Annotated in this window: 3 protein-coding genes; all 3 read left to right on the top strand. The window is 71.7% G+C overall.

From position 1 onward, the window contains the following. Positions 1–847 (top strand): hypothetical protein (locus FV220_RS26285; protein WP_246689532.1); only part of this gene is annotated, 847 nt, incomplete at its 5' end. Then, positions 772–3558: a MupA/Atu3671 family FMN-dependent luciferase-like monooxygenase gene (locus tag FV220_RS23960; protein ID WP_246689533.1), complete on the top strand. Its 2787-nt coding sequence runs from the start codon at positions 772–774 to the stop codon at positions 3556–3558. The genes FV220_RS26285 and FV220_RS23960, both read left to right, overlap by 76 nt. Before the next feature lie 34 nt (positions 3559–3592). After that, positions 3593–5323: type I polyketide synthase (locus FV220_RS23955; protein ID WP_147833473.1), on the top strand; the 1731-nt coding region annotated here is incomplete at its 3' end.

Here is a 5323-nt window from a genome sequence, read left to right as displayed (position 1 = left end):
GGGCTCCGAGGCCGCGCCGCATGCCATCGCCATCCCGCTTGCCCGGACGGCGAGCGCGGACGACGCGGCGGCGGCCTTCCTCGCCTGGATCGGCCTCGTCTGCGACACGCCCCGGATCACGCTGGGGCTCAGCGAGGCCGCCGCAGATTCCGAACGCGATACTTGGCCGTGGTTCCTGCCGGACCGCCCCCTGACCCTGGCCGTCGACCGGGACGGTTCTGTCGCGGAGCTCCGGACGGCGTTCGCAGCCGAGCGCGCGGACCTCGCCGCCAGGGGCCTTCTGGCCGCCGATCTCCCGCAACGCGCCGCCTCGCCGGACATGCGCGAAAGGGCCGTCGCATGGCGCAAGATCGGCCTGGTCCATGGCGGTGCGAAACCGGGTCTCCTGGCGCGTACCGGCTCCGAACTTGTGCTGGCCCTGAGCGAGGGCGAAAGCCGGGCGGAGCTCCTCGTCTGCGGTCGGACCTTCGAGGTCGAGGTCGCGCAAGCCATGGCCGGGCAGTTCGCAGCCTTCCTCCAGTCCTTCCTGGCCGATCCCGAGATTCGCCTCGGCGCGCTCCCCCTCGTGCCGGAGGAAGAGGCGGCGATCGTGGCCGCGCTCAACGCCACCACCGCGCCCTTCGCGGACGATCGCGGCATCCACGACGAGATCGCCGCCAGGGCGGCCGAGCTGCCCGAGCGGGACGCCGTGGTCGCCGGCAACGCCAGCCTCACCTATGGCGAGCTCGACCGCGCCGCCGGGAGCTCGCCGGCCGCCTCGTCGCGGCCGGCATCGGGCCGGGCACCATCGTCGGCATCTGCCACGAGCGGATGCCCGACCTCGTCGTGGCCGTCCTGGCGACCCTGAAGGCGGGGGCGGCCTACCTGCCCCTCGACGCCGACTATCCGCGCGAGCGCCTCGCCTACATGCTGGAGGATTCCGGCGCCGAGGTGCTGCTGACGAGCCGCCCCATCCAGGAGCGCCTCGCCTTCGCTCCGGCCACGGTGCTCTACACCGCGGAAGCCCAAGGCGAGGGGGCGCCGCCCCCCGGTCGCGCCGGCGGGCAGGATCTCGCCTACGTCATCTACACCTCGGGTTCCACCGGCCGGCCCAAGGGTGTGGCGATCACCCATCGCAACCTGATGAATTTCTGCGCCGGCATGGATGCCCGCATCCCGCACGACCCCCCCGGCATCTGGCTCGCGGCGACGAGCCTGTCCTTCGACATCTCGGTGCTGGAGATCCTCTGGACCCTGGCGCGCGGCTTTACGGTGGTGCTGCACGGTCCGCGCTCCGAGCCGAGTCCCGGCCCCGGCTTCAGCCTGTTCTACTTCTCGAACGACGACGCGGCGGATCCGCAGGACAAGTACCGCCTGCTGCTGGAGGGCGCGCGCTTCGCCGACCGCAACGGCTTCGAGGCGGTGTGGACGCCGGAGCGGCATTTCCACGCCTTCGGGGGCCTCTACCCCAATGCGGCGCTGAGCGCCGCCGCCCTCGCCGCCTGCACCGAGCGCGTCAAGATCCGCGCCGGCAGCTGCGTCCTGCCGCTCCACCATCCCCTGCGCGTCGCCGAGGACTGGGCGATGATCGACAACCTGTCGAAGGGCCGGGCCGGGATCGCCTTCGCCTCGGGGTGGCAGCCGAACGACTTCGTCCTGGCGCCGGAGCGCTTCGCCGAGCGCAAGGAGAGAATGGCGGGGCAGATCGACGACATCCGCCGCCTCTGGCGCGGCGAGCGCCTGCCGTTCCCCAATCCGCTGGGCAAGGTCGTGGAGATCGGCACGATGCCCCGGCCGATCCAGCCCGAACTGCCGATGTGGCTCACAGCGGCCGGCAATCCCGACACCTTCGTCCAGGCCGGGCGGCTGGGATGCGGCGTCCTCACCCATCTCCTCGGCCAGACCCTCGATGAATTGGCCGACAAGATCCGGCAATACCGCCAGGCCTGGCGGGAGGCCGGGCATGCCGGCGAGGGCCATGTGACCCTCATGCTCCACACCTTCGTGGGCGAGGACGAGGATGCGGTCCGCGAGACCGTCCGCGAGCCGATGAAGCGCTACCTCGGCAGCGCGATGGATCTGGTCAGGCAGGCCGCCTGGACCTTCCCGACCTTCGTCCAGCGCGCGGCCTCCGACGGTCGCACCCCGGCCGAGATCCTCGACGCCGAAGACCTGTCGCCGGCCGATCGCGACGCGCTGCTGGACCACGCCTTCGAGCGCTATCACCGCACCGGCGGCCTGTTCGGCACCCCGGAATCCTGCCTCGGCATGGTCGAAGCGGTGCGGCGCATCGGGACCGACGAGATCGCCTGCCTCGTCGATTTCGGGGTGCCCACCGATCTCGCCCTCGACCATCTCGAGCACCTGAAGCGCCTGATGGTTCTGGCCGGAACCCTCACCTCCACCGCGCCGGCCTCGGTGCCGGAGGACATCGTCCGGCACCGGGTCACCCACTTCCAGTGCACCCCCTCCATGGCCCGGATGCTGGTGGCCGATGCGGCGGGCCGACGCGCGCTCTCGCAGCTCGGCACCATGATGGTGGGCGGCGAGGCCCTGAGCGCGGACCTCGCCGGCCGGCTGCGCGACCTCCTGCCCGGCAAGCTTCTCGGCATGTACGGGCCGACGGAGACGACGATCTGGTCGGCCGTGGTCGAGATCGACGGCGTGGAACGCGGCGTGACCCTCGGCGAGCCCATCGCCAACACCACGTTGCATGTGCTCGACGCGCACCGGCGACCGTGCCCGGCCCATGTGGCGGGCGAGCTCCATATCGGCGGGGAAGGCCTCGCCCGTGGCTATCTCGGACGCGACGCGCTGACGGCGGAGCGGTTCATTCCCAATCCGTTCGGTCCGGGGCGGCTCTACAGGACGGGCGACCTCGTCCGCCGGGACGCCTCGGGAGGGCTCGTCTTCCTCGGGCGGCTCGATCACCAGGTCAAGGTCCGGGGGCACCGGATCGAGCTCGGCGAGATCGAGGCCGCATTGGCGCGCCAGCCCGGCATCGCCGCCGCCGTCGTGGTGGCGCGGGAGGATACCGACGGCGACCAGCGTCTGGTGGCCTACGTCACCGCCAGGGACGGCGCGACCCTGCGGCCCGAGGCCCTGCGCGAGGCGGTGGCCTCGACCCTGCCCGCCTTCATGGTCCCGGCCGTGATCGTCGTTCTGCCTGCCCTCCCGATGACCCTGAACGGCAAGGTCGACCGCGGCGCGCTGCCGGCGCCGCATCGGTCACCGGAGACGCACTCGGCATCGCCCGAGGCGCCGATGAGTTCGCTGGAGGCCCTGATCGCCGGCATCTGGGGCGAAGCGCTCGGTCGCCGGGTGGTCGCCACCACGGAAAACTTCTTCGACCTCGGCGGTCACTCCCTCCTCGTGGTTCAGGTCCAGCGCCGCCTCGGCGAGGAGCTCCGCCGGGACATCGCGATCACCGACCTGTTCCGCTTCCCCACGATCCGCACCCTCTCCCTGCATCTGGGAGGATTCGCCACCGGTCCCTCGGCGTCGGACCGGGGACACGACCGGGCCAAGGCGCGGCAGGCGCTCCGACGCCGCCAGGAGATGCCGGCGACGGTCGCCTGAGCCCTCGGTCACCACAGAATACGTGAGGTACGCCATGTTTTCGCCGACCCCCGACACAGCAGGTGATGCACCGGGCCGGATCGCCATCATCGGCATGGCGGGGCGTTTCCCGGATGCCGCCACGACCGGCGAGCTCTGGCATCTGCTGAAGTCGGGACGCGAGGCGACCCATTGGTTCAGCGACGAGGAACTGCTGGCCTCCGGCGTCTCCGCCACGCATCTGCGCGACCCGCGCTACGTCAAGGCCGGCATGGTCCTGCCCGACATGGAAGCGTTCGATGCGGGCTTCTTCGGCCTGAGCCCTCGGGAAGCGGCCATCCTCGACCCCCAGCACCGGCATTTCCTCGAATGCGCCTGGGAGGCGCTGGAGGATGCGGGCCATCGTCCCGAGGCGTTCGCCGGAGCCATCGGCGTCTTCGCGGGTTGCGGGATGCAGGCCTATTTCGCCAACAACCTGCTCACCAATGCCGAGCTCGTCGAACAGGTGGGGCTCTTCCTCCTGCGTCATACGGGCAACGACAAGGACTTCCTCGCCACCCGGGCCTCCTATCTCCTCGACCTGCAGGGTCCGAGCATCTCGGTGCAGACCGCCTGCTCGACCTCCCTGGTCGCGGTCCATTTCGCGATCCAGAGCCTGCTCTCGGGTGAATGCGACATGGCTTTGGCCGGCGGCGTCACCATCGAGGTGCCGCACCGGCAGGGCTACCGGGCCGCCGAGGGCGAGATCCTGTCGCCGGACGGGCATTGCCGTGCCTTCGACGACGAGGCCAACGGGACCCTGTTCGGCAGCGGGGCCGGCATCGTGGCCCTGCGCCGCCTGGAAGACGCCGTCGCCGCCGGCGACCACATCTACGCGGTCATCTGCGGTTCCGCCGTCAACAACGACGGCTCGACCAAGGCCGGCTACCTCGCGCCCAGCGTCGAGGGGCAGGCCCGCGCGGCGGCCGAGGCCCTCGCGGTCGGGGGGATCGACCCCGGCAGCGTCAGCTACATCGAAGCGCACGGGACCGGCACGCCGGTGGGAGACCCCATCGAGCTCGCGGCCCTGAGCGAGGCCTATTCCGTCCCCGGCCTGCGCCAGTTCTGCGGCATCGGCTCGCTCAAGACCAATATCGGGCATCTCGACACGGCGGCTGGCGTCGCGGGCCTGATCAAGGTCGCCCTGGCGATGCACCACGAGGAACTCCCCGCGAGCCTCAACTGCGTCCGGCCCAACGGCCGGTTCGATTTTTCCGCGAGCCCGTTCACCGTGGTCACCACGGCCAGGCCCTGGCCCCGCACCGGGACGCCCCGGCGCGCCGCGGTGAACTCCCTCGGGGTCGGCGGCACCAACGCCCATGTCATCCTGGAAGAGGCCCCGGCCGCGCCTGTGCCGGGTCCCGCACGGGACTGGCAGATCCTCGCCCTGTCGGCGCGGACCGCCGAGGCCCTCGACGGGGCCAAGCGCAAATGGCGGGAGGCGCTGGCCGATCCCTCGCCGGACCTCACCCTGGCGAACGCGGCCTTCACCACCCAGACCGGCCGCCGCGCCTTCCCGCATCGCTGCGCCGTCGTCGCCCGCGATCCTGCGGGGGCGTGCGAGATCCTCGCCGGCCACACGCATCGCCGCATGGGAACGGGCAGCGCCGGTGCCGGGACCGTCGGCGCGGTCTTCATGTTCCCCGGCGGCGGGGCGCAATATCCCGGCATGGGCCGCGACCTCTACCGGGACGTGCCGGCCTTCCGCGAGGCGCTGGAGGCCTGCCTCGCGCTGCTGCCGTCCGGG

Source organism: Methylobacterium sp. WL19, from assembly GCF_008040005.1.
In the GTDB taxonomy this organism is placed as follows: Bacteria; Pseudomonadota; Alphaproteobacteria; order Rhizobiales; family Beijerinckiaceae; genus Methylobacterium; species Methylobacterium bullatum.
The sequence above is the reverse complement of the archived record's forward strand: the minus strand, read 5'-3'. Positions and strand labels throughout refer to the sequence as shown.